Consider the following 23,023-nt stretch of genomic DNA (forward strand, 5'->3'; position numbering starts at 1 on the left):
TCCCGCGTAGCGTGACGTGCCATGTTGACGTTCGAGTGCCAGGGAGGCTCCCGATGGGAAACCCAAGCCCCTTAGTGATAGACGCGACAGGCCGCGACATTCACGCAGAAGCCGCCCGCATCCGCGCCAGGGGGCCGGCGACCCTCGTGGCGCTCCCCGGTGGCGTGGAGGCCTGGGCGGTCAGCAGTCCTGAGCTGCTCAAACGGCTGCTGACCGATCCCCGGGTGTCCAAGGACGCCCGGCAGCACTGGCCCCGGCTCGCGAACGGGGAGATCACACCGGACTGGCCGCTGTTCACCTGGGTCGCCGTGCAGAACATGTTCACCGCGTACGGCGGCGACCACAAACGCCTGCGCATCCTGGTCTCCAAGGCGTTCACCGCACGCCGGACGGCCGCGCTCCAGCCCCGTATCGAGGAGATCACCGAGCGGCTCCTCGACCGGATCGCGGAGGCCGGGCGCGAGTCCCGGGTCGTCGATCTGCGCGAGGAACTCTGCTACCCGCTGCCGATCCAGGTGATCAGTGAGCTGTTCGGCCTGCCCGAGGAGCGGGGGCCCGAGCTGCGGCGGCTGGTGGACCGCATCTTCGACACCTCCGCCGACCCGGGCGAGATGACCGCCGCCTACGAGCGGTTGTACGTCGTGTTGGCCGAACTCGTCGCCGCCAAGCGGGAGTCACCCGGCGACGACCTGACCACCGGGCTGATCGCGGCCCGCGACGAGGAGGGCAGCACACAGCTCAGCGAGCAGGAGCTCCTCGACACCCTGGTGCTGATGATCAGCGCCGGGCACGAGACCACGGTCAATCTCATCGACAACGCCGTGCACGCCCTGCTCACCCGGCCGGAGCAGCTGGCCCACGTCCGCGCGGGCCGCGCCACCTGGGACGACGTGATCGAGGAGACCCTGCGGGTGGACGCGCCGGTCGCAAGCCTGCCCCTGCGGTACGCCGTGGAGGACCTGCCGCTCGCCGAACTCGGCAGCCCGGACGACATCGTGATCGGCAAGGGCGAGGCGATCCTCGCCGCGTACGCCGCCGCCGGTCGCGACACCGAGCGGCACGGCAAGGACGCCGACCGCTTCGATGTCACCCGCGCCGACAAGGAGCACCTCGCCTTCGGCTACGGCGTGCACCACTGCCTGGGTGCCCCGCTGGGCCGCCTGGAGGCCCGCGTCGCGCTCCCCGCGCTCTTCGACCGGTTCCCCGATCTCCGACTCGCCGTGCTCTCCGAGGAGTTGCGGCCGGTGGACTCCTTCATCTCCAACGGCCATCGCTCCCTGCCCGCCAGGATCGGGTAGACGCAGGTCACTCCCCGCGCCACCACGCCAGCAGCCGGGCCCAGCCGCTCCTCGGCCGGTCGGGCCCTTCGGTGGGCGGCTCCGTGGCGGGTGCCGGAACGGCACTCGCGTGCGGCTGCCGCTCACCGTCGGGCCGCACGACCGTCGCGGTGGGCGGGAAGCGTACGGGCAGCGCGGCGAGCGCACGGTGGAACGGGCCCGGCCGCCAGACCAACTCCCCCAAGGGAACGGACAGTTCGACATCGGGGAGGCGGTCCAGGAGTTTCTCCACCGCGACCGCCGCGATCAGCCGGGCCGGGCTCTGCGCCGGGCAGTTGTGCGGGCCCGCGCTCCACGCCAAGTGGGCACGGTTGCCAGCCCGCTGATCGCTCGTCAGGGACGGATCGGTGTTCGCGGCGGCGAGACTCACCACCAGCGGACGGCCCTCGCGCAGCGTCATGCCCTCGTAGACGACGTCGTGCATCGGATAGTGCACGGCGTAGTTGGCCATCGGCGGGTCGGTCCACAGCACCTCGTCCAGGGCGTCCTCCACCGGCAGGCTGCCGCCGGACAGGTCGCCCCCGAAGCGGTCGTCGGACAGCAGCAGCCGCAGACTGTTCGCGATCAGGTTCTGCTGGGGCTCGGTGCCGGCGCCCATCAGCACGACGAGGGTGTGGATCATCTCCTCGTCGGTGAGCCAGGCGGGGTGCGCCATCAGCCACGACGTCATGTCGTGCCCGGGTTCGGCCCGCTTCAGCGTGACCAGGTCGAGCAGGGTGGTGGAGAGCAGCTCGTTCGCCTTCTCGGCGTCCACCCCGTCGAAGATCCCGGACATGCCCTCGACCAGCCGCACACCATAGTCGGCGGGGCAGCCGAAGAGGTGGTTGAAGACGAGCAGCGGCAGGACCTGGGCGTACTCGCCGAGCAGATCCGCCGTGCCGAGCGGCGCGAACCGGTCGATGAGCGTGTCGGCGCTGCGCTCCACATAACCGCGCAGGGTGTTCGGCTCCACCCGGGCCAGACTGTCGGTGATCGCGCCGCGCAGCCGGCGGTGCTCCTCTCCATCCGTGAACAGCGCGTTGGGCCGGTACATCATCATCGGCACGACCGGGCTGTCCATCGGGACCATGCCGTCGGCCAGGTCTCTCCAGCGACGGGGGTCCTTGGAGAAGGTCTCCGGGCTGCGCAGGACGTGCAGGGCGGCCTCGTACGAGGTGACGAGCGTCGCCTGGACTCCGGGTGCCAGTTCCACGGGGGCGGTGGGTCCGAGCCTGCGCAGCCGTTGGTAGACGGCGGCCGGGTCGGCCGCGAACTCCGGGCCGTGCAGCGGCTCGTGAAAGGGGCAGCCCGGTGGTGGTACGGCGGTCACGCGTGCTCCAGTTCGCCTGGGCGGCTTTCGCCGGTGCGGGTCAGCAGGTATTCGACGAGGGCGATCAGCGCCTCGGTGGAGGAAACCCGGTCGCGGGCGTCGCAGCGTACGAGCGGGGTCGAGGGCAGCAGGTCGAGGGCCTCGCGCACCTCCTCCAGATCGTGAGCGGGTGCGTCGTCGAAGTCGTTGAGGGCGACGGCATAGGGCAGCCCCAACTCCTCCAGTACACCCATGACTTCGAAGGAATGGTCGAGGCGCCGGGTGTCGGCGAGGACGAGCGCGCCGAACGCTCCCCGGGTCATGTCCTGCCACAGCTCGGTGAAGCGCTGCTGTCCCGGGGTGCCGAAGAGGTAGAGGACCAAGGCGTCGTTGAGGGTGAGGCGGCCGAAGTCGAGCGCGACCGTGGTGGTCGTCTTGTCCCTGGTACCGGCCAAGTCGTCGACGAGGGCGCCGGCCTGGGTCATGACCTCTTCGGTACGCAGCGGCCGTATCTCGGACAGCGCGCCGACGAAGGTGGTCTTGCCGACCGCGAAGTGGCCCACGATCAGCAGCTTGACCGCGGTCTGCACACTGGGGCGCAGATAGACGTCGTCAGAGGCGGGCGCGGAGCCCATCGAGCACCTCCTGGAGGATGCGGGTGTCGGAAGGGCGGGCGGAAGGGATGGGCGCGCGGGTGACGATGTGACCGCTGTCCATCAGGTCGGCGACGAGCACCTTGGTGACGCTGACCGGCAGCTCCAGATGCCCGGCCACCTCGGCGACCGACAGCGCTCCGGGCCTGCACAGCTCCATCAGCCGGCGCTTCTCCGGGCTCAGGCCGGTGAGCGGCAGATCGTCGGCGGCGATCAGCAGCGTGACCAGGTCGAGGGTGTTGCGGGACGGGTGGGCGCGGCCGTCCGTGACGACGTACGACCGCACCAGCCGCTCTCCGGGACGGCGCCGGGGCGTCATGCCGGGCTGCCGGCGTCCTGCCGGGCCGGGCTGGTCAGCTCCTTGCCGAGCCGGTCGACCAGCTTGTGCATCCGGTAGGTGACCGCCTCCATGTCGACGTTCTCCGTCGTCGACACCGCGAGATACGCGCCCTCGCCGGCCGCGATGAGGAAGACGTACCCGTGCGCGAACTCGATCAGGGTCTGCCGCCACGGCGTGTTCGGGCTGCCACAGAACTCGGCCGTGCTGCGGCTGATCGACTGCACCCCGGACAGGCCCGCGGCCAGCCGCTCTGCGTCGTCCCGGTCGATGTCGGCGGAGTGGGCCCGGAGCATGCCGTCGGCGGACAGCAGGATCGCGTGCCGCGCCTCCGGCACCTTCAGGACCTCGTCGAGCATCCACCCCAGCTCGTTGGTCATGGGCGCGATCATCCCTGTGTGTTCCCTTCGTTCTCGTGGGGGGCTTCGTCGGCGGCGGAGGCGTCCTGGGCAGCCCGGCCGAAGCGGGTGCCGCGCGCGAACGCGCCCATGCGCCGGGCGTTCTCCTCGGCCGACCGGCCGCCGATCTCCTCGGTCGGCACGGCGGTTCGCTCTCCGGCGGTCGCCGACGCCTGCGGCGCACGACGCCGCCGTTTGGGCAGTCCTCCGGCCGTGATGGCCTCCGCGGGCTCGGTCGTACGAGGGGACGTACGAGTCGTCGTACGCGCGGGCTTCGGTGTCGGCTCGGCCGGCGGCGGCGCTTGCTGGACCGTGTCCGCGTGGGTGAGCAGGGCCGCCGGTACGAACACCACCGCGCGCACGCCGCCGTACGGGGAGCGCGTGTCCACCGAGACGCTGAATCCGTACCGCGCGGCGAGCACTCCGATGACGGCGAAGCCGAACTGGGGCGGGTCGTCGAGGCGGGTGACGTCCACCGCGTCCCGGCCGGCGAGCAGCGCTGCGGCGTGCTCCGTCGCCTGCCCGTCCATCCCGACGCCGGCGTCGTCGATGATCACGCAGGCACCGTTGTGCACCGACTGCACGTTGACCTCGACGGTCGTGTTCGGCTGCGAGTGGCGGGCCGCGTTGTCCAACAGTTCGGCGACCGCGAGGACCACGGGCTCCACCGCGCGGCTCTCGACGGCGATGTCGACCTGTCCGTTGATCCGGATGCGTCGGTAGTCGCGGACCCGGGAGGTCGCGCCTCGTACGACCTCGATCAGCGCGGAGGTGGCGCGCTGCCGCCCCGGCCAGGAGCCGCACAGGACGGCGATGGCCTGGGCCCGACGCCCGAACTGGGCGTTGGTGTGGTCGATTTCGAGCAGGTCGCGCAGCACGTCGGGGTGGTCGTGCCGGTCCTGCATCTCCGAGATGGACACCTGCTGCTCGTTGGCGAGGGCCTGGATGGAGCGAATCGACGCCTTCAGGGCGGCCTTCGCGGACTGGTCGGCGCGGGACTGCGCGTGCTCCACGGCTCCGGAGAACCGGTCGAGAACGCTGTCGAGGCACTTCGCGAAGTCCGTGTCGGCGAGCCGGGCGTCGAGCAGACCCACGGCGGGGTGGGGCTGGTGCGGGTCGTCCTCAAGGGCCGGGATGCGGACCGCGACCAGATGGCGCAGCTCCTCGTCCCGGGCCCGCAGCCCTTGTGCCAGCTCGGTGTTGCGGCTGCGCTGCCTCCCGGTGATCCCGCGCTGGCGCAGCAGGAGCACGGTGACGGCGAGCAGGCCGACGGCCACACACCAGAACGCTGCCTCCGGTATCCGTTCGGTCATGAGTCTTCAAGTCCTCAAATACGTACGTGAGTTGAAGGGAAGGACAGTGGGAAGAGTGGGGGGTGGGTCGCGAGTGGACGCGCCGCACGACGGTAGCCACGCGTCGGCGCCCGCGCTTGCCCCGGCGCGCAAGGAAGTTGCTGTCATACGCACCGGCTGTGGGCACTAGGCTGACGGCGCGTAACTACCGCCAGCCGCACACAGGAGTTGAGGGTGTCGTTGACTGCGGGAAGCTACCTCGTGGAATCACAGTCGACCGGTGAGGTGAATCCGGGCGAGCGGGCCGATTTCTGGAGCGAGCACATCGGCTCCTACCAGTCCCGGATGGGGTACCGGTACGCGCACACCGACAACTTCCGCGGCGAGACGGTCCGCCAGCGCACCGAGGCCTATCAGCTCGTCAGATTCCGGTCGGACGAGATCGAGTACAGCAGAACCGCGAGGCAGGTCCGGACGGACCCCGACGAGGACTACCGCCTGCTGCTCCCGCTCAGCGGAGAGCTCGTTCTGCGGCAGGACGGCCAGGAGGCACGGCTGACGCCGGGGACCGGCACGCTGGTCTCCTTCGGGTCCCCCTTCGAGTGCCTCCAGGACGCGTCCACCCAGGCGTTCATCTTCACCATCCCGGCCCGTGAGGTGAACGGCCCGCTGAACCGCAAGTCGCCGCTGGCCACCGGCCTCGACCTGAGCAGAGGCCTCGGCCGCGTGGTCGGCGACATGCTGAACAACCTGCACACCGAACGCCTCCACCTCACCGATCCGCAGTTCAACGCCGTCTCCGACCGCATCGTCGAGCTCTTGTGCATGCTCGTCACCGGGGACGACCGCCCCGACGGGTCGAGGCACCTGACCGACGTGGAGACCACGGTCCGCCGCTACGTCCGCGAGCACGCATCCGACCCCGCCCTCACCGGTACGTCCATGGCCCGCGCCCTCGGCTGGTCCCTGCGCCAGATCCAACTGGCCCTGCAACGGGCGGGCACCACACCGCGCGACCTGATACGCGAGGAACGCCTCCGGCTCGTCCGCGAGCGCCTCCAATGCGGCGACTGCGAACATCTGACCATCACCGACCTCGCGTACGCCTCCGGCTTCTCCTCGGCGAGCGCGCTGAGCACGGCGTTCCGGCAGCGGTTCGGGGTGAGCCCTCGGGAGATGCGGTACGGAGGGCGGCGGCCGTAGCGCGAGCCGTCGCGGCCCGCCGCCGGGCGCTCGCGGCGATGCGCGTCTCGAAGCGCGACGGGGCGACCACCGTCACCCCGAGGGCACCGCCCGCCCCGTCCCGGTGTCCGCCGCTGTTCGCTGCAGCTTCCTTATGGCCAGGGCAAGTTGAAGACGCATGCGCCCTTGGGGGGAGTTCACGTCCCAGCCCAGGATGCGCTCGGCCTGCGCGAGGCGTTCCTGAAGGGTCGAGTGATGCACCGTCAGTTCGGCGGCCGCAGCGCGAAGACTGGGGGCGGAGGCCACGGCATGGAGGGTCGCGGCCGCCCAAGTGGCCTCGGCGACAGCGCGCTCCACGGCGAGCACGTCGGGGATCGGCGGGGTGTCCGGGCCCACGGCGGCGGCGAGCAGGGCCAGCCCGCCGAGTTCCTCGGCGTACACCGTGCGCGCCCCGGGATCCCGGGCCGTGCCCTCCGCGGTCAGCCGGAGCGCGGTCCGGGCGGCGGCCCACGACTGCGGCAGTTCGGCCGGCTCGACGGCGGGTCCCACACCGGCCCGCCGCGACCCGGCTGTGCGCCGACCGGCGGGCACGAGTTCCGCGCCGCCCTCGTGAAGCGCCACCGCCCGCACCAACTCGGTTCGCTTGAGCCCCAGTTGAGCCGCTGCGTGGGACCGCGCGGCCTGTGGTGCGGACGCGTCCAGCACCACCTCCACCAGCGCGGGGTCGTGCGCCGCGGGTACGGCCGGGGGCGCCCACCCGCGTGTCCGGTCCATGACGTCGCGTACGGCGCGCGCCGCCCGCTCAAGGATCATGGCCTGTACGCCGTCGGGCGGGCCGGGGCGCTCCAGCCAGAGGGCGGCCTGGGATTCGGGGAGGGCGGCCTGAGCGGGCTCCGTCGCCGATGGGTCCGCGGGCTCCAGCGGTGCCCACGGCCAGGCCGGGTCGACGGCCCCTGCGGAGTCGTCGCGCCGTCCATCCGGCGTGACCCTGATCCGTACACCGCGCCGCTCGTCGACCAGCCGGACGGGGCAGCCGGACAGCACCGCGGCCCCGCGCACCAAGGCCTCCAGGCCGACCCGCCCCTCCGTGAGGCGGTCGAAGTACGCGATGACCTGCAGCGCGGCCCCCGCGTCCGGGTCGAGCGCCGCGAGCCGTCCTGCCAGCTCTTTCACAGGCACCATCCTGCGGCCACGCCCCCGCCCTGCCAAGCACGGAGGTGTTTCAGCCCGTCCGGCGTTCGAGGACGAGGCACTCAAGGCCCCAGCGGGGGTCCGGGGAGCGGCAGCCCCCCGAATACGGGACGGGCAGGGGCAGCGGGAGCGACAGGGGCAGCGGCAGGAGCGGCCGGGGCGGAAACGTCACCAGCGTGACATCGACGTCGTACCCCACCCCGGGTCGGCGACGCCGATCAGGCGCCCAGCAGCCGCCGCAACCAGCGCAACCTGGTGGCCCGGCTCTCCTGGGCCAGCGGTACCTGAGGGGCGAACATCTCGAAGCCGTGGAAGCCGCCGGGCCACACGTGCAGTTCGGCGCGGCCACCCGCCTGCCAGAGCCGATCGGCGTATGCGATGTCCTCGTCGCGGAACGTCTCCGCGGAGCCGACGTCGATGAAGGCCGGCGGCAGTCCGGACAGATCGGCCGCCCGGGCCGGGGCCGCGTACGGCGAGACGTCCGGGCCGCCGGCACCCTCGCCCAGCAGCGCGCCCCAGCCCGTCGCGTTGGCCGTACGGTCCCAGACGCCGAGCCCGGCCATCTGGTGGCCGGACAGCGAGTCGTTGCGGTCGTCCAGCATCGGGCACATCAGCAGCTGGCCGATCAGCTCGGGCCCACCGCGGTCCCGGGCCAGCAGCGCGAGGGCCGCGGCGAGTCCGCCCCCGGCGCTGGCCCCGGCGACGAGGAGGCGGTCGGGGTCGATCCCGAGCTCCTCGGCGTTCGCGGCCGTCCACACCAGCCCTGCGTAGCTGTCCTCGACCGGCGCCGGATGCGGATGCTCGGGGGCGAGCCGGTACTCCACCGACACCACCACAAGGCCCAACTCCTCGGCCCAGTCGAGCGCTTCGGTCACGCCCATCCGGTTGTCGCCGAGCATCATGCCGCCGCCGTGGGTGTAGTACACGGCAGGCAGCAGTGCGCTCGCTCCGGTCGGCCGGCAGATGAGCAGCGATACGTCCGGCGCGCCCGCGGGCCCCGGCACCGACCGCTCCTCGACCTGGAAGGCGCCGTCCCTGCGCAGCTCGTCGTCCGAGGGCCGCATGTGGTTCGTGCCCTCCCGCAGCGCCGGAATCAGCTCCGCCGTGAAACCGGGCGGGATCTCCTCCGCGATCAGCTCCAGCGCGGCCGCCAGCTCCGGGTCGAAGGGCGGCGGCGGAGGGACCTGCCCGGCGGCTGCCCGTCCTGCGGCGATCGTCGGCTCGGCGGTCATGGCGGCTCCTCGCGTCACGGCCACTGCGGTGTGACCAGTGCGTTCATGGTGCCCGGCGGCGCGGTCGGCGGGTACGCGCCGTTCGGCGGGAATCCCCCGCCGAACGGCGGGGCGGCCTCGGGTGGTTTTCACCGCCGCCGGGATGACAAGTGTCCTGGGAAGCATGAGCGACGAGCTGACGGGAGGTTCGACCTCGTCGACCCGGGCATCACCCAGGTCCACAAGTGGCATCCGGACGGCACGGAGACCGAGCGGATCCGGGACGAGGACATCGCCATGTACGGGGCGGTGGCTCGCAAGGCGTAGGCCCAGCGTACGCGTCGGTACCGCGGCGGCGGCCGTCACCGAACGGATCCACCGCGACCTGGAGGCCGACATCGACGCGGCGACGGCCTTCCTCCGCGGCGGCATCGCCACTGCCTCAGGCGGGCTGAGGCGTCATGCGGTACAGGCCTTTGCGGTCGTAGTGACGGGTCATCGCGAAGCCGAAGAACAGGGCGAGGGCGGCACCGGCGGCGATCATGGTCCAGGCTCGGGTGAGGCCCGCGTCGAAGAAGAGGATGGCGCATACGCCGTCGCTGAGCTGGCGCATGGGCTCGAAGATCGACAGGAAGCGGTAGAAGTCGGGGACGGCCTGGAGCGGGACCGTGGCGCCCGATGAGGGCAGGCCCAGGACGATGAACACGAACATGGACACGAGCTGTCCGGTCCCGCCGAACGCCGCGTTGATGGCCTGGACACCCAGACCGACCGCGAGGCTCGCGCAGCAGGCCGAATCCCCGGCCGCGCGGGGACGGGTTCGCGCCGGCGCCGCGCGGCTGAGAACACCCTCGCGCTACGGGGGCGTGAGCAGAACAGGGCCGGCCCTCCCCGCGGAGGCGTCGGATCTGCCGGCGTCGGCACTCGGTCACGGTCCGCCTGCTCGAGCGCATCACCGCGACCGTTCGCGGGCGCGGACGCCCGTCGCGCCCGCGTCCCGCTGCCCCGACAACCGCTGTTCGACCGCGAGTTGGACGTCGTAGGCCTGGTCGCCTCGGCCGTATCAACGCCGAGATCGCCGCGTCGATGTACGCCTCCCGGTCGACGGTGAAGACGCACCTCGCCGGCGTTCAGCCGAAGCTCCCGGTGCGGAACCGGGTGGGAATCGCCGCCCGGGCCCGGCGAGCCGACCACGCGGGCAGTCCCCCGTGGCCGTGTCAGACCCCTGGCTTGATGCCACTGCCCGATCGGATCATTCTTGTACATATGGTGACGTTGCCGGGCGATGGGGGGCGGGCGACCACGGCCGGTGACGCCATGGCGGTGGTCGACGCACGAGGGATCATCACGGGATGGAGCGAGGGTGCGCGCCTGCTGACGGGATACACCGCGCGGGAGATCACCGGGCGGCCGGTGTCGCAGCTGATCGCCCCGGAGGCCGAGACGGCCTGGCGGGAGCTGCGGGAGGGCGGCGGCGCGGTGGTGGGCATACGGCTGCGGAACGGGCGGCGCACACAGCTGGCACTGCGGGTCTGCCCGCTGCGGGGCGAGAGGGGGGAGCCGGGGGGATACGTGATCACCGCGGCGCCTGACGACGGGGGCCGCACACTGGGCGAGCTCGCGTTCCGGCAGGCGTCGGTGTCGATGTCGATCTTCGACATCGAGCAGCGCTATCTACGGATGAACGACACGGCGTGCCGGGTCATGGACCGGGCGGAGGAGGAGTTCCTCGGCCGCTTCTACCCCGACACCGTGGAGGACGCGGAGCACAGCCGCGGGTTCCAGCGCCATCTGCGGAAAGTGGTCGAGACGGGGCAGCCGGTGCGCTACGAGAGCTGGACCCGGGCGCCCTCGGGGAAGCGGATGCACGCGTGGAACTCCGAGATGTGGCCGCTGCGGGACCCCTCGGGGCACCTGCTCGGGGTCGCACTGGCCGCGTTCGACAGCAGCGAGCAGCACCTGGCCAGGCAGCGGCTCGCGCTGCTGAACAAGGCCGCCACCAGTATCGGTACACGGCTGGACGTGATCCACACCGCCCGGGAGCTGGCCGAGCTCGCGGTGCCCCAGCTGGCGGACTTCGCCAGCGTGGACCTCTTGGACTCGGTGCTCCAGGGCGAGGAACCCGTCGCCGGCCCGGTGGCCGACGATCTGCAGCTGCGCCGCGTCGCACACCACTCCCGCACCGCCGGCGTACCCGAGGCGGCCATCGACCTGGGCGGCGCGGACGTCTATCCGCCGTCCTCGCCGCCTGCCCACGCGCTGGCCACCGGCGCCGCGGTGCTCACCAGGACCGGCGAGGCGGACCTCGACACCTGGCTCGCGCGGCACGACGAGCGGGCCGCCAAACTGCGGGGGTGCGACGACAGGGAGTTCTCGCTGATGGCCGTACCGCTGGTGGCGCGCGGTACCGCCCTCGGCGTGGCGGTCTTCGTACGGATGCTCACCCCTCGGAGCCCCGATGCCTTCGACCAGGACGACGTGTCACTGGCGCAGGAGCTGGCCAGCCGCGCCGCCGTCTGCGTGGACAACGCCCGCCGGTACACCAGGGAGCACACGACCGCGCTGGCCCTGCAGCGCAGTCTGCTGCCGCAGGTCGTCACGGGGCAGGCCGCGGTCGAGTTCGCCTCCCGCTACCTTCCGGCGCTCTCCCAGGCGGGCGTGGGCGGCGACTGGTTCGATGTGATCCCGCTGTCCGGTACCCGGGTGGCGCTGGTGGTCGGAGACGTCGTCGGACACGGCATCCACGCCTCCGTCACGATGGGACGGCTGCGGACGGCGGTGTGGACGCTGGCCGATGTCGACCTGCCCCCGGACGAGCTGCTCACCCACCTCGACGATCTGGTAGGGCACTTGGCGGCCGACGAGAGCGGGATGGGCAGCGAGATCGGTGCCACCTGTCTGTACGCGCTGTACGACCCGGTCGCCCGCCGCTGCACGATCGCCTCGGCCGGACACCCCCCGCCCGCCGTGCTGTACCCGGACGGAACCGTGGAGGTCGTCGGGGTGAGCGCGGGGCCGGTGCTCGGGGTCGGGGGCCTCCCGTTCGAGTCCACCGAGTTGGACATGCCCGAAGGCGCCGTACTCGCCCTCTACACGGACGGTCTCATCGAGGCGCGCGACCTCGACGTGGACGCCGGCACCGCCGCGCTGTGCGCCTCCCTCGCGGCCCCGGCCGGGAATCTGGAGGACGTCTGCGACAACGTGCTCAAGGCCCTGCTCCCGGAGCGCCCCGCCGACGACGTAGCCCTGCTGCTGGCCCGCACCCGCGCCCTGGACACCGCGCAGGTCGCCGTCTGGGACCTGCCCGCCGACCCGGCGGTGGTGGCCACCGCCCGGCAGTACGCCACCGAGCAGCTCACCGACTGGGGGCTCGACGAGGCCGCCTTCGTCACCGAACTCGTCGTCAGTGAACTGGTCACCAACGCCATCCGCTACGGCGGCGCCCCCATCCAGCTCCGGCTCATCCGCGACCGCGCCCTCATCTGCGAGGTCTCCGACGCCAGCAGCACCTCGCCCCATCTGCGCCGGGCCCGCACCTTTGACGAGGGCGGCCGTGGCCTGCTCCTCGTCGCCCAGCTCACCGACCGCTGGGGCACCCGCCCGACCGGCACCGGAAAGACGATCTGGGCCGAACAGACGCTCCCCGTCCAGTGAGGAGGCCTGGTGCACCCGGGCGTGGCACCCAGGCGGTACGGCGGCAGCCGGTCCGGCGGGCAGGCGGGCGCCGAGGTGTTCACCGACGCCCGGTGGGTCACCGCGCAGGCCGTCGACCGCGCGCACTACCCGATCTGACGGGGCGGGATCCGGAGGGACACCCGGCCGACCCACCGGCCGTCCGTCCGGGCCCGACCCCCTGGGACAGGGCGGCCGTACGCAACTGCCCTCGCGCGGCGCCACCTTGCGGCCCGGCGTGAGCCGACTGTGGGCAAGCTGTGAGTTCCCTGATTCTCATCCTTCCCTCAGCGCGGGCTCACCGATGCCCCAGACGTGGCCCTGACACGCGCCCCGCACCGAGCACCCAGCGCTTCCGTCCGCACCCTCCATCCGATCCTCGAGATGTTCCGCCGCACCGAAGTCGCATGCTTCGAGAACGCGTGGCTCACCAGGCAAGTACACATCACCTGCGTCGGGAGCACGCGGTGCGGAACGACGGGGGTGGACCGCGTCGGGAGCACGCGGTGCGGGACGACGGGTGCGGGCCGCGTCGCCCACCCGCCCGCGCTCCTTCGGCTCCCGGACACCATGGCGTCACACCGGGCGGGCACGTTTCCGCCGTCCCCTCCTGCCTCGCCTTGTATTCGTCCGCCCCGCACCGCGCGGTGCGCGACGTGGAAGGACGACGTGCGCCATGTCCCTGCTCCCGCTCGATGAACTCCCCGGGCCGCTCCCTGCCCCGGCCCCCGTCCGCTCCCCCTCCGCCGCACGCCTGGCCGGCGGGGTGCTGAGTCTGGTCCCGCTCCTGCTGATCGGCGCGTGGGCGGCGGTCGACTGGCACGCGGTGTCCGACGGCGCCGCCCGGCTGGCCTCCGCCGACCCTTGGTGGCTGCTCTCCGGGCTCTTCTTCACCTGTCTGGGCTGGGTGGCGGCCGCGGTCGTCCGGCAGGGAGCCGTACCTGAACGGCTTCCGCCGCGGCCGCTGCTCGCGTCGCAGTTCGCCGCGGGTGCCGCGAACCATGTGCTTCCGGCGAGCATCGGCGCGCATGCGGTCACCCTGCGCTTCCTGCAGCGCCACGGCATCCCCCTCGCGCGGGCCACCGCCTCGCTCGCCCTGTACTCGCTGGTCAAACCGATCGCGAAGACGCTGGTGCTCCTGGTCTTCGTGGTGGCCTTCCCCGACCTGCTGCGACTCGGTCAACTCGTCCCGGACGACCGGACGTTGCTCGTGATCGCCGGTGGCGTGACCATCGGCCTGACCGTGCCGGCCCTGCTCATCACGGTGGTACGTCCGCTGCGCCGCCCCGTCCTCGACCTCGTACGCACCGCTCTGACCGACGTACGGCTGCTGCACTCCCGGCCCAGCCGCGTCCTCGCCCTCTGGGGCGGCTCGGCCATCGCCCCGGTCCTCCAGGCGAGCGTGATCGCCTCGGTCGGGGCCTCGCTGGGTCTGCCGCTGTCCTGGCCACAGGTGGTCTTCGCGTTCCTCGCCGCCAGCACCGCGGTCGGAGCAGTGCCCGCGCCGGGCGGCATCGGCCCCGTGGACGCCGCCCTGGTGTTCACCATGGTCGCGCTGGACGCCCCCCTGGACCTGTCCACCGCGACCGTCATCGGCTACCGCGTCCTGACGATCTGGCTGCCCCTGCTGCCGGGCGCACTCGTGCTCTCGGCCCTCGTGCACCGCAAGGCACTGTGACGTCATCGGCGCCTGGCAGGTGACCTCCTCCGTCCCGCGTCCACGAGCACACCCGAGCAGGGGGAGCGATCACGCTCGCCGGCACATCAGGGGGCTGGGGTCGGCACCCGGCGCTTCACCGAACCGCCGGTTGCGCGGCGGCGGACGAGTCGGCGTCCGCCTTCCCGTCTCCGGCGCACCAGCAAGGACACCCCGATCATCCGGGCCTTCGCCCAGGCCGCATCAGAAGTGGCGCCGGGTCCGGCGTGAAGGCCCGCCCGGACTCGGGGCCCGCTTCGAGCTGATCGCACCGCCGGTGCGGCTCATGGCGGGCGATCTTGGTGTGAGGGCCGCGAATTCTGGCGTAGAGTGGGGTCATCCGACGCGGGGTGGAGCAGCTCGGTAGCTCGCTGGGCTCATAACCCAGAGGTCGCAGGTTCAAATCCTGTCCCCGCTACTGAAACCCGAGGGGCCGGCGATTTCGCCGGCCCCTCGGTCATGTCCCGCGCACGGAAGGTGGGGCCGCGGGCCGAGGCGGGAATCGGAGCCGACTCCCGGGCCCGAGGCCAAAGGCTCCACCACCACTCCCATGAACGGTGAAGCGCGCCCGGGGCGTTGTCAGTGGTGGCAGGCAGGATGACGGGCATGACCACACCTGTTGCAGTGATCGTGGATGCCGCCGCCTACGCGCAGGCGGTCGAGGACGCGGTGAAGGCGTCCGCCGCCTACTACGCGGGCGGCACGTCGGTGCTGGACGACGACACCTACGACCGGCTGGTGCGCGGCATCGCCGCATGGGAGGCCGATCACCCCGAGGAGGTGCTGCCCGACTCGCCGACCGGGAAGGTCGCCGGGGGCGCAGCGCAGGGGGACGTCCCGCACACGGTGGCGATGCTGAGCCTGGACAACGTGTTCTCGGCCGAGGAGTTCACCGCCTGGACCGCGTCCTTGGCCCGGCGCATCGGCCACGAGGCGCAGCGATTCAGCGTCGAACCGAAACTGGACGGGCTCGCGATCGCCGCCCGCTACACCCGCGGCCGCCTCACCAGGCTGATCACACGCGGCGACGGGACGGCCGGGGAGGACGTCTCGCACGCGATCGGCACCGTCGAAGGCCTGCCGCGGGAGCTCACCGAGGCGGTCACGGTGGAGGTGCGCGGCGAAGTCCTGATGACCACCGACCAGTTCGAGCACGCCAACGAGGTGCGCTCCGCGCACGGCGGGCAGCCGTTCGCCAACCCGCGAAACGCCGCGGCGGGCACGCTGCGTGCCAAGGACCGCGCGTACACCGTGCCGATGACGTTCTTCGGCTACGGCCTGCTCCCGCTGCCCGACACCGATGCGGCACTCACGACGCGGCTGGGCGAGAGCGCGCACAGCGATCTGATGGAGCGGGCCGCCGAGCTCGGCGTGAACACCACCGCCCACACCGCCGTGCCCGGCGTCACCGCCGAAACGGCGGAGCAGGTCCTGGCGCGCGTTCAGGAGATCGCCGCGCTGCGGGCCCAGCTGCCGTTCGGGATCGACGGGATCGTCATCAAGGCCGACCTGTCCGCCGACCAGCGGGATGCCGGATCCGGTTCACGCGCCCCGCGCTGGGCGATCGCCTACAAGCTGCCGGCGGTGGAGAAGATCACCCGGCTGCTGGAGGTGGAGTGGAACGTGGGCCGCACCGGCATCATCGCCCCGCGCGCCGTCCTCGAACCGGTCGAGATCGACGGCTCCACCATCACCTACGCCACCCTCCACAACCCGGCCGACATCACCCGCCGCGACCTGCGCCTGGGCGACCACGTCATGGTCCACCGCGCCGGCGACGTCATCCCCCGCATCGAAGCCCCCGTCGCCCACCTGCGCACCGGCGACGAACAGCCGATCGTCTTCCCCGAGGTCTGCCCGCGCTGCGGCGCGGGCATCGACTCCAGTGAGCAACGCTGGCGCTGCGAGAACGGCCGCAACTGCCACCTGGTCGCCGCCCTCTCCTACGCAGCCGGCCGCGACCAGCTCGACATCGAAGGCCTCGGCCACACCCGCGTGATTCAGCTCGTCGAAGCCGGTCTGGTCGCCGATCTCGCCGACCTGTTCGGCCTCACCCGCGACCAGCTGCTCGGCCTGGAACGGATGGGGGAGACCAGCACCGACAACCTCCTCGCCGCGATCGGCGCAGCCAAGGGGCAGCCCCTGTCACGCGTGTTGTGCGCGCTCGGGGTCCGCGGCACCGGCCGGTCCATGTCCCGCCGCATCGCCCGGTACTTCGCGACCATGGACAACATCCGCGCCGCCGACGCCGAGGCGATGCAGCGGGTGGAGGGCATCGGCACCGAGAAGGCCCCGTCCATCGTCACCGAACTCGCCGACCTCGCCCCGCTCATCGACAAACTCGCCGCGGCCGGGGTGAACATGACCGAGCCCGGCGCCACGCCGCCGGTCCCCGCTTCGGGCGACGCGGACAGCGGCGGAGAAGCCGCGGAGCCGATGGGCGGGCCGCTGGCCGGGATGACGGTCGTCGTCACCGGCGCGATGACCGGAGCGCTGGAGAAGCTCAGCCGCAACCAGATGAACGAACTCGTCGAACGCGCCGGCGGGCGCGCCTCCTCCAGCGTCTCCAAGAAGACCACCCTGGTCGTAGCAGGAGAAGGGGCCGGATCCAAACGCGCCAAGGCGGAGACCCTCGGCATACGCCTGGCAGCCCCCGACGAATTCGCCACCCTCGTCGCCGACTTCATCGACTGACCGCACCCGACACGGCGGAGTGCAACGCGCCGCATTTGGTGGACCGGATCGGCCGGAGATTGCGTCCATGCGCCCCGGTCGCGTGGTCCGGGCACGGCCTGTGCCCCGGGACGGAGTGTGCGAGGCGCCGCGAGCAAGCCGTCCGGCGTGCGCCGGGCGGCCGGACGAACGGAACGTCACGGGGCGGGCGCGGCACCGGTGCTGGGAGGCGCGCCCACCCCGCGGTTCGGGGTCGTGCGTCAGCAGCAGCGGCCCTGGGGGTGGGCCTCCCGGTGGAGCGTGCGCAGCACTTCGTACTCCCGTCGGGTCGGCACGGGGGCGATCGGGTGGTGGCGCCGGTGCCGCTCGCAGTAGCGGTCGTATTCAGCCTCCCCGGTCAGCTCGCGCAGGTACCAGTGCACGGCCCGGGCCCACCGCGGCACGCTCATGGGCGGGCTCCCACCAGCGGCTGCGCCGCCTGCTCGGGCACCTCGATGCGGGATTCCGCGTACGGCGCCTCGGTCGTCGGCAGCGGTAGGGGGGAACGCACGGCCCGGACGCACACCACCACCGCGTTGCCGATCACCACGGCGACCAGCAGCAGGAACAGCGCGATCAGGACACCGTCGACCGTGGAGTTGGTGACCACGGTGTGCATGTCGTCGAGGGTCTTGGCGGGCGGCAGGACCTGGCCGACGTCGAGGGCCTCGGCGTACCGCGTGCGCTGGGCGAAGAAACCGACGCGGGGATCGTCGGAGAAGATCTTCTGCCAGCCGGCGGTGAAGGTGACGGCGACGACCCAGGCGAGGGGGACGCCGGTCACCCAGGCCCAGCGCCGCCGTCCGGACTTGATCAGGACCGTGGTGCAGACGGTGAGGGCGATCGCGGCGAGCAGCTGGTTGGCGATGCCGAAGAGCGGGAACAGCTGGTTGATTCCACCCAGCGGGTCGGTGGCGCCGGAGTGGAGGAAGTAGCCCCAGGCGGCCACGACGAGTCCGCTGCACAGCCAGATGCCCGGCTTCCAGTTGACCCGGCCGATCGGCTTCCAGACGTTGCCGAGCATGTCCTGGAGCATGAAGCGCCCGACCCGGGTGCCGGCGTCGACCGTCGTCAGGATGAACAGCGCCTCGAACATGATCGCGAAGTGGTACCAGAAAGCCTTCAGCGCGGTGCCGCCGAAGACGCCGGAGAAGATCTCCGACATGCCGACGGCGAGGGTCGGGGCGCCGCCGGAGCGGGCGATCAGGGTCTGCTCCTCCACCGCGCCGGCCGCGTGCGTCAGTTGGTCGGGGGTGATGGTGAAACCGAGCCCGGCCACGGCGTGGGAGGCGGATTCGGCCGTGGTGCCGAGCAGACCCGCGGGGGCGTTCATCGCGTAGTAAAGGCCCGGTTCCAGGGTGGCCGCGGCGATCAGCGCCATGATCGCGACGAACGACTCCATCAGCATCGCGCCGTAGCCGATCAGCCGGACCTGTGACTCCTTCTGGATCAGCTTCGGGGTGGTGCCGGAGGCGACGAGGGAGTGGAAGCCGGAGAGCGCGCCGCACGCGATGGTGATGAAGAGGAAGGGGAAGAGGGAGCCGGCGAAGACCGGGCCCGCGCCCGAGGAGGCGAAGTCGCTGACCGCGTCCGCGCGCAGGACGGGCGCGGCGACCACGACCCCGACCGCGAGCAACGCGATGGTGCCGATCTTCATGAAGGTGGAGAGATAGTCCCGCGGGGCGAGCAGCATCCAGACCGGCAGTACGGAGGCGACGAAGCCGTATCCGATCAGGCAGAAGACCAGGGTCGTGGGGCTGAGCGTGAAGGTGTCGGCCAGCGAGGACTTCTCGATCCAGCCGCCGCCGACGATGGCGAGGAGCAGCAGCACCACGCCGATCACGCTGGCCTCCACCACCCGGCCCGGGCGCAGGATGTGCAGCCACAGGCCCATGAACAGGGCGATGGGGATGGTCATGGCCACCGAGAAGGTGCCCCACGGGGAGTGGGCGAGGGCGTTGACCACGACCAGGGCCAGCACACCGAGCAGGATGATCATGATGGCGAAGACCGCGATCAGGGCTGCCGCGCCACCGGCCCGGCCGATCTCGTCACGAGCCATCTGCCCGAGCGACTTGCCGTCCCGCCGCATCGACAGGAACAGCACCACCATGTCCTGCACCGCCCCGGCGAAGATCACCCCGGCCACAATCCACAGGGTGCCGGGCAGATAGCCCATCTGCGCCGCGAGCACCGGTCCCACCAGCGGTCCTGCGCCGGCGATCGCGGCGAAGTGGTGGCCGAGCAGCACCCGGCGGTCGGTGGGCTGGAAGTCGACGCCGTCCTCCAGCCGTTCGGCGGGGGTGGCCCGGCGGTCGTCCGGCTTCAGCACCCGGCGGACGATGAAGCGGGAGTAGAAGCGGTAGGCGATGGCGTACGAACCGAGGGCGGCGACGACCAGCCAGACCGCGGAGATCTTCTCGCCCCGGGCCAGGGCGAGGACGCCCCAGCCGACGGCGCCGAGCAGGGCCACGGCGGTCCACAGCAGGACGGCGCGCGGGGTCGGACGGGGCCGTGCGGGCGACGGGCCCACCGGCGCCGGGCGACCGGATTCGGGCATGGCGGATTTGGGCATGGCGGCTCCTCACCTCGGGCGGTGTTGCGGTGAAAGGGGTACGGCTACCTGCTGGGCCGGATCAGGGATCGTCGCGTTCGTGCCTGGTCAGTGCGTACGCAGCGAGCAGGCACAGCCCGCAGCCCGGTACCCAGGCGAGTTGGTACCAGTAGAAGAACGGCGTCCCCGCGAGCCGTGGGCTCGCACCGGCGTACCAGGGGACCCACAGCAGGCCTGCCGTGGGTGCGAGAAGCAGTACGGCGATGGCGACGTGTCGTAGCCGGTGACGAACGGTGGGTGCCATGACCTGCTCTCCTCTCCCCCTGGCTGTCGGTCTGTGCAAGAGTTGCGCACCCGCCGGAAGTGGTTGACAGCGAATTTCCAGAAGATTTCCCGCCGGTTTTCCGTCATCCGAATGCGCCGTCCGCGCAACTAACCGGTGAGGCTCAGGCACACCAAGGACGGTGACCGATGGCGGATGGCGCCATGACCGCGACGTTTCTCGCCGTGATCAGCGGGGCGTCGCTGCTGGCCGTCACCGCACGGCGGCTGCGCCCGAGCGATCGGCTGCCTTCCCTGGAAGGCTGGGCACTGGCCGACCGGAGCCTCGGCCCTGTCTGGACCTGGCTGCTGCTCGGCGGCACGATCTTCACCGCGTACACCTTCACCGCCGTGCCGGGACTGGCGTACGGCAACGGCGCGCCCGCCTTCTTCGCGGTGCCGTACACCGTGGTCGTCTGCCCGCTCGCCTTCGTCCTGCTGAGCCGGCTGTGGAGCGTGGCCCGCCGCCACGGCTATGTCACCGCCGCCGACTTCGTGCGCGGTCGCTACGGTTCACCGCCGCTGGCCCTGGTCGTGGCACTGACCGGGATCCTCGCGACGATGCCGTATCTGGCGCTGCAGCTCCTCGGCATCCGCGCGGTGTTGACCGCCGGTGGTGTCTATCCGCGGGGCGCGACCGGCGACCTGGTGATGGTGGCGCTGTTCGCGGGCCTCGCGGTGGCGACGTACCGGCACGGGCTGCGCGCGCCCGCCGTCATCTCCGCGCTCAAGGCGGTGGCCGTCTTCGTGTCGCTCACCGCCGTCACGTGGCTGGTTCTGGACCGGCTGGGCGGTCCCGGCGCGGTCTTCGACCGCGCGGCCGTGCGGCTCGGCGGCACGGACACGGCGCACTCCGCTCTCCTCCTGTCCCCCGCCCAGCAGCCCGCGTACGCCACCCTCGCGCTGGGCTCGGCGCTGGCCCTGCTGATGTACCCGCATGTCCTCACCGCCGGTTTCGCCGCTGACGGCCCGCGCACCCTGCGCAAGGTCTCCGTGGCACTGCCCGCCTGGACGGGACTGCTCGCACTCTTCGGCTTCCTCGGCATCGCGGCGCTCGCGGCCGGGGTACGCGCCCCGGCGGGCGGCGCCGAGGCCGCCGTGCCGATGCTGGTCGACCGGCTGATGCCGGCACCGCTGGCCGGGCTGGTGTTCGCCGCGATCACCGTGGGGGCGCTGGTCCCGGCCGCCGTGATGTCGATCGCGGCCGCCACCAGCTTCGTACGCAACGTGTACGTCGAGTACGTCCATCCGACGGCCACGCCCAAGCGGCAGGTGCGCATCGCCAAGGCGGTCTCGCTCACCGCGAAGGTGGGGGCGGTCGCGTTCGTGTTCGGGCTGCGCGACCAGGACGCCATAAACCTCCAGCTGCTGGGCGGGGTGTGGATCCTGCAGATCTTCCCGGCCGTGGCCGTCGGGCTGTTCACCGGTCGGCTGCACCCTCGGGCGCTCCTGGCCGGATGGGGCGTGGGCATGGCGGCCGGGACGTTCCTCGTGGTGCGCGAGGGCTTCTCGTCCGTCGTGCCCCTCGGTGTCGGCGAGCAGTCGCTGGAGATCTACGCGGGGCTGGCCGCCCTGTTGCTGAATCTGACCGTCGCCGTGGCCGGCACCGCGGCCCTCGAACGCCTCGGTGTCCCGCGCGGCGCCGACGTCACCGATCTACCGTCCCGCCTGACCGTCAGGCGGCGCCCCGAGACGGGAGCGAGCAAGCCGTGAGACGCAGACAGCAGATGGCCGTACCGGTGCCGCAGGCGGCTCCGGTCGACACCGAGCCGCTGATCCCGCGGCCCACAGCCGCGACCGAGGTTCTCTCCCCCAAGGCGGGCGATCCGGCCGACCTGGAGCGGGAGGCCGCCCTTGCCCGTCTGTTCGAAACGCACTACGCCTCGATGCTGCGCCTCGCCGCCCTGCTCGGCGCCGACGACCCGGAGAACCTGGTGGCCGAGGCCTACTACCAGATCTACCGGAAGTGGCGGCGGCTGCGGGATGTCGAGGCCGCGGAGGCGTATCTGCGCTCCACCGTGTGCAATCTGACCCGGATGCGCATACGGCACCTCCAGGTCGCCCGCAAGCACGTGGAGAACCCGCCCGACGACAGCGTCGCCTCCGCCGAGAGCACCGCCCTCCTCCATGACGACCAGCGCGTGCTGATCGACGCGCTCCAGCAACTGCCGCCCCGGCAGCGCGAGGCGCTCGTGCTGCGGCACTGGCTCGGGCTGAAGGAGAGCGAGATCGCCGCCGCGATGGGCATCTCCTGCGGATCGGTCAAGACACACACCGCGCGCGGCATCGCCGCCCTGACCCAGGCGATGGAGGCCCGGCGATGAACGACACCAGTCCGGACCGGACGGAGAACGAGCACGCGGAGCAGAGCCGGACCGAGAAGGAGCTGAGCGAGGCCCTGGAGGCGCTGGCCGGCGGCGTGCGGGCCGCCCCCGACGCCTATCGCACCGCGCGCGGCGAGTGGCTGCGCCGCGAACGGCGGCGACGGCTCGTCCTCGCCGTCCTGATCGCTGTCGTCTTCACCCTGGCCACGCTCATCGGCCTATGGGTTCTCAACCAGGCCCCGTCCGATCCCCACGTCATCTTCTCCGGCGCACCGGGCACGGCCGCTTCCCGCGGAATCTCGGCCGTCCCGGCTTCCGGCGTCATGTCGGCCGTGTCGGGCTGAACACGGCGCACGTCAGCCGTGCGTTCCGTGCCGCACGCGTGTCGTTCCGTGCCGCACGCGTGTTCCGCCCGGGCCCCGGATCACGTCTCGTCGGGCGTCAGCCGCAACGAGATGGAGTTGATGCAGTACCGCTGGTCGGTCGGGGTCGCATACCCCTCGCCCTCGAAGACATGACCGAGATGCGACCCGCACCGAGCGCACTGCACCTCGGTCCGCACCATGCCGTGCGACCGGTCCTCGATCAGTTCGACCGCGTCGGTGTCCTTCGGGTCGAAGAAGGACGGCCAGCCGCAGTGCGATTCGAATTTCTCGTTGGACGTGAAGAGTTCTGCGCCGCACGCGCGACAGGAGTAGACGCCCTTGGTCTTGGTGTCGGTGTACTCGCCCGTGAAGGCGGGCTCGGTGCCCGCCTTGCGAAGGACCGCGTACTCGGCCGGGGTCAGCTCCGCGCGCCACTGCTCGTCCGGCTTTTCGATGTCGTACGACATGAAGCTCAACCCCTCACTACAGG

Annotated in this window: 20 protein-coding genes, 1 tRNA gene and 3 pseudogenes; 12 read left to right on the top strand and 12 right to left on the bottom strand. The window is 71.8% G+C overall.

Going from position 1 to position 23,023, the window contains the following annotated elements; translation table 11 throughout:
* The first annotated feature begins 53 nt into the window (after window positions 1–53).
* Window positions 54–1,298, top strand: a complete 1,245-nt coding sequence (locus tag ACIBK0_RS26215; RefSeq protein WP_399084702.1) for a cytochrome P450 — start codon at window positions 54–56, stop codon at window positions 1,296–1,298.
* Window positions 1,299–1,305: 7 nt separating this feature from the next.
* On the opposite strand, the gene ACIBK0_RS26220 is transcribed toward ACIBK0_RS26215, so the two are convergent.
* The 5 genes from ACIBK0_RS26220 to ACIBK0_RS26240 are packed head-to-tail and all read right to left on the bottom strand — an operon-like array spanning window position 1,306 to window position 5,326.
* The gene (locus tag ACIBK0_RS26220) at window positions 1,306–2,646 is read right to left on the bottom strand and encodes a cytochrome P450 (RefSeq protein WP_399084705.1); all 1,341 of its coding nucleotides are present in this window, start codon (window positions 2,644–2,646) and stop codon (window positions 1,306–1,308) included.
* On the bottom strand, window positions 2,643–3,260 hold the full coding sequence (locus tag ACIBK0_RS26225; RefSeq protein WP_399084708.1) for a GTP-binding protein: 618 nt from the start codon (window positions 3,258–3,260) through the stop codon (window positions 2,643–2,645). Before ACIBK0_RS26225 ends, ACIBK0_RS26220 begins: the two co-directional genes overlap by 4 nt.
* Complete coding sequence (locus tag ACIBK0_RS26230; RefSeq protein WP_399084711.1) at window positions 3,238–3,597, bottom strand: DUF742 domain-containing protein; 360 nt, start codon at window positions 3,595–3,597, stop codon at window positions 3,238–3,240. Before ACIBK0_RS26230 ends, ACIBK0_RS26225 begins: the two co-directional genes overlap by 23 nt.
* Window positions 3,594–4,007, bottom strand: a complete 414-nt coding sequence (locus tag ACIBK0_RS26235) for a roadblock/LC7 domain-containing protein (RefSeq protein ID WP_399084714.1) — start codon at window positions 4,005–4,007, stop codon at window positions 3,594–3,596. The genes ACIBK0_RS26230 and ACIBK0_RS26235 overlap by 4 nt, the downstream gene beginning before the upstream one ends.
* The gene (locus ACIBK0_RS26240) at window positions 4,004–5,326 is read right to left on the bottom strand and encodes an ATP-binding protein (RefSeq protein ID WP_399084717.1); all 1,323 of its coding nucleotides are present in this window, start codon (window positions 5,324–5,326) and stop codon (window positions 4,004–4,006) included. The genes ACIBK0_RS26235 and ACIBK0_RS26240 overlap by 4 nt, the downstream gene beginning before the upstream one ends.
* Window positions 5,327–5,566: 240 nt before the next feature.
* Here ACIBK0_RS26240 and ACIBK0_RS26245 point away from each other — a divergent pair, with 240 nt between their 5' ends.
* A complete protein-coding gene (locus ACIBK0_RS26245; protein ID WP_399084720.1) occupies window positions 5,567–6,508 on the top strand; it encodes an AraC family transcriptional regulator in 942 nt (313 codons plus the stop codon).
* A 72-nt stretch (window positions 6,509–6,580) separates the two neighbouring features.
* On the opposite strand, the gene ACIBK0_RS26250 is transcribed toward ACIBK0_RS26245, so the two are convergent.
* Together ACIBK0_RS26250 and ACIBK0_RS26255 are read right to left on the bottom strand one after the other, a co-directional pair.
* Window positions 6,581–7,660: a helix-turn-helix domain-containing protein gene (locus ACIBK0_RS26250; RefSeq protein WP_399084723.1), complete on the bottom strand. Its 1,080-nt coding sequence runs from the start codon at window positions 7,658–7,660 to the stop codon at window positions 6,581–6,583.
* A 236-nt stretch (window positions 7,661–7,896) separates the two neighbouring features.
* Window positions 7,897–8,910, bottom strand: a complete 1,014-nt coding sequence (locus ACIBK0_RS26255; protein WP_399084726.1) for an alpha/beta hydrolase — start codon at window positions 8,908–8,910, stop codon at window positions 7,897–7,899.
* Window positions 8,911–9,099: 189 nt separating this feature from the next.
* On the opposite strand from ACIBK0_RS26255, the pseudogene ACIBK0_RS26260 reads away from it, so the two are divergent.
* Window positions 9,100–9,216, top strand: a pseudogene (locus ACIBK0_RS26260) (SAM-dependent methyltransferase); the annotation flags it as partial.
* 115 nt (window positions 9,217–9,331) lie between these two features.
* Here ACIBK0_RS26260 and ACIBK0_RS26265 read toward each other — a convergent pair.
* Window positions 9,332–9,676, bottom strand: a pseudogene (locus tag ACIBK0_RS26265) (ABC transporter); the annotation flags it as partial.
* A gap of 275 nt (window positions 9,677–9,951) precedes the next feature.
* Between ACIBK0_RS26265 and ACIBK0_RS26270 the strand changes: the two are divergent.
* From ACIBK0_RS26270 to ligA, 6 genes and pseudogenes are all read left to right on the top strand, one after another.
* A pseudogene (locus ACIBK0_RS26270) lies at window positions 9,952–10,050 on the top strand (LuxR C-terminal-related transcriptional regulator); the annotation flags it as partial.
* 105 nt (window positions 10,051–10,155) lie between these two features.
* Window positions 10,156–12,543 carry a SpoIIE family protein phosphatase gene (locus ACIBK0_RS26275; RefSeq protein WP_399084729.1) on the top strand — a complete coding sequence of 796 codons (2,388 nt, stop codon included), beginning with the start codon at window positions 10,156–10,158 and terminating at the stop codon, window positions 12,541–12,543.
* 9 nt (window positions 12,544–12,552) lie between these two features.
* Window positions 12,553–12,681 carry a hypothetical protein gene (locus tag ACIBK0_RS26280; protein ID WP_399084732.1) on the top strand — a complete coding sequence of 43 codons (129 nt, stop codon included), beginning with the start codon at window positions 12,553–12,555 and terminating at the stop codon, window positions 12,679–12,681.
* A gap of 556 nt (window positions 12,682–13,237) precedes the next feature.
* Window positions 13,238–14,239 carry a YbhN family protein gene (locus tag ACIBK0_RS26285; protein WP_399084735.1) on the top strand — a complete coding sequence of 334 codons (1,002 nt, stop codon included), beginning with the start codon at window positions 13,238–13,240 and terminating at the stop codon, window positions 14,237–14,239.
* A gap of 362 nt (window positions 14,240–14,601) precedes the next feature.
* A tRNA-Met gene (locus ACIBK0_RS26290) sits at window positions 14,602–14,675 on the top strand.
* Between the two features lie 188 nt (window positions 14,676–14,863).
* On the top strand, window positions 14,864–16,951 hold the full coding sequence (gene ligA, locus ACIBK0_RS26295; RefSeq protein ID WP_399084738.1) for an NAD-dependent DNA ligase LigA: 2,088 nt from the start codon (window positions 14,864–14,866) through the stop codon (window positions 16,949–16,951).
* Between the two features lie 239 nt (window positions 16,952–17,190).
* Here ligA and ACIBK0_RS26300 read toward each other — a convergent pair whose 3' ends face one another.
* From ACIBK0_RS26300 to ACIBK0_RS26310, 3 genes are all read right to left on the bottom strand, one after another.
* Window positions 17,191–17,379: a YbdD/YjiX family protein gene (locus ACIBK0_RS26300; protein WP_399084741.1), complete on the bottom strand. Its 189-nt coding sequence runs from the start codon at window positions 17,377–17,379 to the stop codon at window positions 17,191–17,193.
* Window positions 17,376–19,544, bottom strand: a complete 2,169-nt coding sequence (locus tag ACIBK0_RS26305; RefSeq protein ID WP_399084744.1) for a carbon starvation CstA family protein — start codon at window positions 19,542–19,544, stop codon at window positions 17,376–17,378. Before ACIBK0_RS26305 ends, ACIBK0_RS26300 begins: the two co-directional genes overlap by 4 nt.
* Window positions 19,545–19,605: 61 nt before the next feature.
* Window positions 19,606–19,827 (bottom strand): DUF3311 domain-containing protein, encoded by a 222-nt coding sequence (locus tag ACIBK0_RS26310; RefSeq protein WP_399084747.1) that lies wholly within the window; start codon window positions 19,825–19,827, stop codon window positions 19,606–19,608.
* A gap of 167 nt (window positions 19,828–19,994) precedes the next feature.
* On the opposite strand from ACIBK0_RS26310, the gene ACIBK0_RS26315 reads away from it, so the two are divergent.
* Genes ACIBK0_RS26315 through ACIBK0_RS26325 form a run of 3 tightly spaced genes read left to right on the top strand, consistent with a single transcriptional unit; the run spans window position 19,995 to window position 22,512 of the window.
* The gene (locus ACIBK0_RS26315) at window positions 19,995–21,557 is read left to right on the top strand and encodes a sodium:solute symporter (RefSeq protein WP_399084750.1); all 1,563 of its coding nucleotides are present in this window, start codon (window positions 19,995–19,997) and stop codon (window positions 21,555–21,557) included.
* Window positions 21,554–22,168 (top strand): SigE family RNA polymerase sigma factor, encoded by a 615-nt coding sequence (locus ACIBK0_RS26320; protein WP_399084753.1) that lies wholly within the window; start codon window positions 21,554–21,556, stop codon window positions 22,166–22,168. Before ACIBK0_RS26315 ends, ACIBK0_RS26320 begins: the two co-directional genes overlap by 4 nt.
* Window positions 22,165–22,512: a hypothetical protein gene (locus ACIBK0_RS26325; protein WP_399084756.1), complete on the top strand. Its 348-nt coding sequence runs from the start codon at window positions 22,165–22,167 to the stop codon at window positions 22,510–22,512. The genes ACIBK0_RS26320 and ACIBK0_RS26325 overlap by 4 nt, the downstream gene beginning before the upstream one ends.
* Before the next feature lie 80 nt (window positions 22,513–22,592).
* Here the strand turns inward: ACIBK0_RS26325 and msrB are convergent, their stop codons facing one another.
* Window positions 22,593–23,000: a peptide-methionine (R)-S-oxide reductase MsrB gene (msrB, locus tag ACIBK0_RS26330; RefSeq protein WP_399084759.1), complete on the bottom strand. Its 408-nt coding sequence runs from the start codon at window positions 22,998–23,000 to the stop codon at window positions 22,593–22,595.
* Window positions 23,001–23,023: the final 23 nt, after the last annotated feature.

It is taken from the genome of Streptomyces sp. NPDC050564 (assembly GCF_044457265.1).
In the GTDB taxonomy this organism is placed as follows: Bacteria; Actinomycetota; Actinomycetes; order Streptomycetales; family Streptomycetaceae; genus Streptomyces.

What these genes read in the sequence shown, in the direction of transcription:
- ACIBK0_RS26215 (WP_399084702.1), top strand. Translation starts at nt 54, where the DNA reads ATGGGAAACCCAAGCCCCTTAGTGATAGACGCGACAGGCCGCGACATT.
- ACIBK0_RS26225 (WP_399084708.1), bottom strand. Translation starts at nt 3,260, where the DNA reads ATGGGCTCCGCGCCCGCCTCTGACGACGTCTATCTGCGCCCCAGTGTG.
- ACIBK0_RS26230 (WP_399084711.1), bottom strand. Translation starts at nt 3,597, where the DNA reads ATGACGCCCCGGCGCCGTCCCGGAGAGCGGCTGGTGCGGTCGTACGTC.
- ACIBK0_RS26235 (WP_399084714.1), bottom strand. Translation starts at nt 4,007, where the DNA reads ATGATCGCGCCCATGACCAACGAGCTGGGGTGGATGCTCGACGAGGTC.
- ACIBK0_RS26240 (WP_399084717.1), bottom strand. Translation starts at nt 5,326, where the DNA reads ATGACCGAACGGATACCGGAGGCAGCGTTCTGGTGTGTGGCCGTCGGC.
- ACIBK0_RS26255 (WP_399084726.1), bottom strand. Translation starts at nt 8,910, where the DNA reads ATGACCGCCGAGCCGACGATCGCCGCAGGACGGGCAGCCGCCGGGCAG.
- ACIBK0_RS26275 (WP_399084729.1), top strand. Translation starts at nt 10,156, where the DNA reads ATGGTGACGTTGCCGGGCGATGGGGGGCGGGCGACCACGGCCGGTGAC.
- ACIBK0_RS26285 (WP_399084735.1), top strand. Translation starts at nt 13,238, where the DNA reads ATGTCCCTGCTCCCGCTCGATGAACTCCCCGGGCCGCTCCCTGCCCCG.
- ligA (WP_399084738.1), top strand. Translation starts at nt 14,864, where the DNA reads ATGACCACACCTGTTGCAGTGATCGTGGATGCCGCCGCCTACGCGCAG.
- ACIBK0_RS26300 (WP_399084741.1), bottom strand. Translation starts at nt 17,379, where the DNA reads ATGAGCGTGCCGCGGTGGGCCCGGGCCGTGCACTGGTACCTGCGCGAG.
- ACIBK0_RS26305 (WP_399084744.1), bottom strand. Translation starts at nt 19,544, where the DNA reads ATGCCCAAATCCGCCATGCCCGAATCCGGTCGCCCGGCGCCGGTGGGC.
- ACIBK0_RS26310 (WP_399084747.1), bottom strand. Translation starts at nt 19,827, where the DNA reads ATGGCACCCACCGTTCGTCACCGGCTACGACACGTCGCCATCGCCGTA.
- ACIBK0_RS26315 (WP_399084750.1), top strand. Translation starts at nt 19,995, where the DNA reads ATGGCGGATGGCGCCATGACCGCGACGTTTCTCGCCGTGATCAGCGGG.
- ACIBK0_RS26325 (WP_399084756.1), top strand. Translation starts at nt 22,165, where the DNA reads ATGAACGACACCAGTCCGGACCGGACGGAGAACGAGCACGCGGAGCAG.
- msrB (WP_399084759.1), bottom strand. Translation starts at nt 23,000, where the DNA reads ATGTCGTACGACATCGAAAAGCCGGACGAGCAGTGGCGCGCGGAGCTG.